Below are 4,745 nucleotides of genomic sequence, written 5' to 3'. Positions count from 1 at the left end.
CGAAGACCTCCGTCAGCCAGCGATGCGCCGCCTGCTGTTCGTCGGTCAGCGAGCTCTCCGCCCGGTACGCGTCCAGGTCGTTGAGCAGCTGCCGGGCCTGGTTCTCCTCGGCGTCCAGGCCGGTCAGGCGCAGCAGGCGCCGGGTGTGATAGCCCGCGTCGACCACCTTGGGCCGCACCCGGTACCCGCCGTCCACAGTCGACATCGCCACCTCGGCCACGTCGAAGCCCAGGTCGTTCAGCCGCCGGATGCGGCCCTCGATGTCGTGCCGGGCGTCCCTCGGCACCTCCTGCTCGTAGGTGACCTCGTGCCACAGCCGCTCGTATCGGGCCACGATGTCGTCCACCACCGACTCCGGGTCGATCGCCTCGTGCAGCAGCTCCGCGGCCTGCAGGTCGAGGCACTCGCCGAAGATGTTGAGCCGCAGGATCTCGATGTCCTCGCTGCGCTGGCCCTCGGACAGCTTCGGGTAGAGGTTGCCGGTCTCCGCGTCGACCAGGTACGCCGCGAAGGCGCCCGCGTCGCGGCGGAACAGCGTGTTGGACAACGAGCAGTCGCCCCAGCTGAAGCCGGTCAGGTGCATCCGGACGATGAGCGCGGCCAGCGCGTCGAGCAGCCGGTTCATCGTCTCCGGCCGCAGCACGTGCGAGAACAACGCGCGGTAGGGCAGCGAGAACTGCAGGTGCCGGGTGATCAGCACGGTCTCCAGCGGCTCGCCGGCGTCGGTCACCCGGTCGGTCACGATGGCGACCGCCTCGACCGCCGGGAAGTCGATCCGCTCCAGCGCGCGGAGCAGGTCGTACTCCTTCTCCGCGATGCGTTCCCGGGTCTCCTTCAGCGCGTAGACGACGTCGTTCATCTTGACGAACCGGACGATGTGCCGCGAGATGCCCTGGGGCAGGGCGACCAGGTGATCGGCCGGCCACTCCTCGAGCGGGATCCCCCACGGGAGCTCCAGCAGAGCGGGGTCGACAACGGCGGACGTGATGCGCACGGACCCAGTGTGCACGCACTCCGGCGCGCGTCGCTGCCGCAGGTGGCTCGTTACACAACTTGCCAGATCGCCGTATTGGCCTTTTTGTGCCTTTCAAGAGTTTCGGGAGCAGCATGCGACGCAAGGGCATCGTCGTCGGGGCCTGTGCCGCCCTCGTTCTGGCCGGGTCGGCCGGCGTCGTCGCGTGGCGGCAGTCGGACGCGGGCGAGAACAAGCCGGTCGGAACCTGGCAGGATGCGCCGGGCGTGGCGCGTACCTCCGTCGCTCTCTCCGGCCAGGGTGCGGCGGCTGCGACCGCGCCCGAGCAGGCCACCGATGCGGGGCCGACGGGGCCGGCGGGCGCCGAGGCTCCCGTGAAGGTCGCCGAGCGAGTGCGGGCGAAGAACCGCAGGATCGTCGAGGAGTCGGCCCAGGAGGCCGCCCGAAAGGGCAGGCAGAAGGTCGGCGAGCTGCTCGAGGTGAGCAGACTTCTCGGGTACGGGAGCGGCCCGCAGAAGGAGACCTTCCGATACCCGGGCGCCTCGTACGTGAAGCTGCACTTCGACCGCATGACGATGCTCCCCGGCGACTACGTGACCGTGTCCAACCCGGCCGGCACCGAGAGCTACCGCTACGACGCGCCGAAGCTCCTCGAGCAGGGCCACGGCCGGTGGGCGATGTCGGTGACCGGTGACACCGCCGTCCTCGAGGTGCACCGCGGCGTCGACCCGCTGGGCACGCGGGCGCTGCTCGGCAAGCTCGGCGTCAACGTGGACCAGGTGGCGCGTGGCTTCTCGCGTACCGAACAGAAAGGTGTGCCGGAGGAGTCGCTCAGCGCGCCCGGCCGCACCGGGCGTGAGGAGTCGGTCTGCGGGGCCGACACCTCGGCCGACGCGGTCTGCTACCGCACGAAGGACCCGATGGCCTACACCCGCTCCAAGGCGGTGGCCCGGCTGCTGATCGACGGCACCGAGCTGTGCACCGCGTGGCGGGTCGGCGCGAAGAACCGGATGCTGACCAACAACCACTGCTTCAGCGACTCCGGGGCGGCCTACGACACCGAGGTCTGGTTCAACTACCAGTGCGCGACCTGCGGCGGGTACGACACGTACCAGCCGACCAAGGTCTGGGGCGACAAGGTGCTGGCCACCAACCGCGACTACGACTACACGCTGTTCACGCTGGACAACTTCGCGTCCGTGCAGAAGTTCGGCCACCTCGAGCTGGACGCCACGCGCCCGGCCAAGGGAACGCAGCTCTACGTCCCGCAACACCCGGCCGGCGACCCCACCCGGATCGCGGGCGCGGCGGGCGACCGGGCGGGCAACTGCGCGGTCGACAACCCGGCCTACGACGGGTACGCGGCCCAGTCGGACGTCTCGTACTTCTGCGACACCGAGGGCGGCTCGTCCGGATCTCCGGTGCTGTCCCGCAGGACCAACCGGGTCGTCGCGCTGCACCACTTCGGCGGCTGCCCCAACTCCGGCGTCCGGGCGGATCTGCTCCTGCAGAAGCTGAAGAGCGCGCTGTAGGTATTTTGGTCGCGTGACCCGACCTCGCAGCTGGTGGCCCGACGCCCTCTTCGTGGGGGCGTTCGTGCTGCTGACGCTGCTGCTGTGGCAGGGACACCTGCTCGGCGTGGACCTCGCCGTGGCGGACTGGTCGGCGGCACACCGGCCGCCGGTCGCCTACTGGACCGCGCGGGTGCTCAACAGCCTCGGTCAGGGCGGCTGGTTCCTCATGCCGATCGGCGCCGCCCTGACCGCGCTGGCGGTGTGGCGTCGCCGGACGATCCGGCCGGTCCTGATCTTCGTGGCGACCGTGGCGTTGCTCTATCTCACGGTCGGACCGATGAAGATCGTCTTCGACCGGGCGGCGCCCGCGTTCATCGGCCCGGACCGCGAGGTGCTCTTCAACCCGGCGGCGACCGGCAGCCTCGGGATGAGCTACCCGTCGGGCCACGTCGCCAACACGGTGCTGTGGTACGCGGCCTTCGCGCTGCTGCTCGGGATGCTGCTGGGCGAGGTGAACCACCGCCTGCTGCTCGCGCTGCGGGTGCTGCCGCCGGTGATCGTCATCTGCACGACCACGTACCTGGGCTGGCACTGGATCACCGACTCGATCGCCGGGCTGTTCATCGGCCTCGTGCTGGCACGGATCCTCACCAGAGTGCCGTGGGACTCGATCAAACCACCCAGCGTCCGGCGCGCATCACCCGCTTCACCTGCAACGAAGAGCTGAGCACGACCAGGTCGGCGCGCAGGCCGGCCTCCAGCGCGCCGGTCTGATCGGCGAGGCCCAGCACCCTGGCCGGCGTGGTGGCGGCCATCAGGCACGCGTCCTCGATCGGAATCCCGGCACCGACCGCCCTGCGCAGCGCGGCGTCCATGGTGAGTGTGCTGCCCGCGATCGAGCCGGTCGCGATGCGCGCGACGCGGTCCGCCACGGTCACCGTCTGACCGCCCAGCTCGTAGTCGCCGTCGGGCATCCCGGCGGCGTCGATCGCATCGGTGATCAACGCGGAGCGGTGCGGCCCGGCGGCGCGGGCGGCGAAGGCCAGCATCCCGTCGTGCAGGTGGATCCCGTCGGCGATCAGCTCGCAGACGACCGGCGGGGTGGCCAGCGCGGCGGTCACCGGGCCGGGCTCGCGATGGTGGATCGGCCGCATGCCGTTGCACAGGTGGGTGGCGACGGTCGCGCCGGCCTCGATCCCGGCGAGGGTCTGCTCATAGGTGGCGTCGGTGTGCCCGACGGCCGCCACGACGCCTGCGCCGGCGAGCAGCGAGATCGCCTCGATCGCGCCGGGCAGCTCGGGCGCGATGGTCATCATCCGCGTCACGCCGTCGCCGGCCAGGACGCGCAGCTCGTCGGGCACCGGATCGCGCAGGAAGACCGGGTTCTGCGCGCCGCACCGGGCCGCCGACAGATACGGCCCCTCGAAGTGCAGCCCGCCGAGCACGCCCTCCTCCACGAGCGGGCGGAAGGCTTCGACGGCGGCCCGCATCAGCTCGAACGGCGAGCTGACCAGGCCGGCCAGCAGGGTGGTGGTGCCGTGCGCGAGGTGGAAGGCGGCCGCCCGCTCCGCACTGCCGGCCTCGCCGGTGGTGAACGTGTGCCCGCCGCCGCCGTGGCAATGCAGGTCGACGAAGCCCGGTACGACGAAGTCGGACTCCTCGTGCAGGCTCTCGGCGACCTCCAGGATGACCGGCCCGTCGACCTCCAGATGGCCGGTGATCACCGCTCCGGGCCGGACGATCCGTCCTCGGACCCGGGTCATGCGGCCCTCCGGCCGAGCAGGTCCAGCGCCAGCAACGCCGCGCCCAGGCAGCCCGCCGTGTCGCCGAGCTCGGCGCGGACCAGCCGGGGGATGCGGTGAAAGGTGATGCGCTGGTCCAGCGCGGATCGCAGGGGTACGAGCAGAGCCTCGCCGGCCTCGGCCAGCCCGCCACCGAGCACCACGATGCCGGCGTCGTAGAGCGCCTGCGCGGTCAGCAGCCCGTCGGCCAGCGCCTCGACCGCGTCCGTCCAGACCGCCGTGGCCAGCGGCTCACCGGCGGCGGCACGGGCCGCCACGTCGTAGGCGGTGGCGTCCGCGGTGCCGGACATCTCCGCGTATCGCCGGCCGACCGCCGACGCCGACGCGACCGCCTCCAGGCAGCCGCGGCTCCCGCACGGGCATGTTCTTCTCCTAACCTTAAATACCATAAATGACAAAGAATATTAGACATCATATTGATTGAATAATCCACATAATAAATCTCATTTCTTTCAT

The 4,745-nt window shown here is 70.7% G+C and carries 4 protein-coding genes and 1 pseudogene; 2 read left to right on the top strand and 3 right to left on the bottom strand.

The features are described 5' to 3' along the window. The coding region (locus tag AB0M20_RS28105) for a DUF4032 domain-containing protein (RefSeq protein WP_364303219.1) at nucleotides 1–994 on the bottom strand (994 nt) is incomplete at its 3' end. A gap of 113 nt (nucleotides 995–1,107) precedes the next feature. Here AB0M20_RS28105 and AB0M20_RS28100 point away from each other — a divergent pair. Beyond that, the gene (locus AB0M20_RS28100; RefSeq protein ID WP_364303217.1) at nucleotides 1,108–2,505 is read left to right on the top strand and encodes a serine protease; all 1,398 of its coding nucleotides are present in this window, start codon (nucleotides 1,108–1,110) and stop codon (nucleotides 2,503–2,505) included. A 13-nt stretch (nucleotides 2,506–2,518) separates the two neighbouring features. Continuing rightward, nucleotides 2,519–3,214, top strand: coding sequence for a phosphatase PAP2 family protein (locus AB0M20_RS28095; RefSeq protein WP_364303215.1), 696 nt, complete (start codon nucleotides 2,519–2,521; stop codon nucleotides 3,212–3,214). Here the strand turns inward: AB0M20_RS28095 and nagA are convergent. Beyond that, nucleotides 3,159–4,250, bottom strand: a complete 1,092-nt coding sequence (gene nagA / locus AB0M20_RS28090) for an N-acetylglucosamine-6-phosphate deacetylase (protein ID WP_364303213.1) — start codon at nucleotides 4,248–4,250, stop codon at nucleotides 3,159–3,161. The two genes, AB0M20_RS28095 and nagA, sit on opposite strands and share 56 nt — an antisense overlap. Then, nucleotides 4,247–4,651, bottom strand: a pseudogene (locus AB0M20_RS28085) (ROK family protein); the annotation flags it as partial. The gene nagA and the pseudogene AB0M20_RS28085, both read right to left, overlap by 4 nt. Nucleotides 4,652–4,745: the final 94 nt, after the last annotated feature.

This window comes from Actinoplanes sp. NPDC051633, from assembly GCF_040681735.1.
Lineage (GTDB): Bacteria > Actinomycetota > Actinomycetes > Mycobacteriales > Micromonosporaceae > Actinoplanes.
The sequence above is the reverse complement of the archived record's forward strand: the minus strand, read 5'-3'. Positions and strand labels throughout refer to the sequence as shown.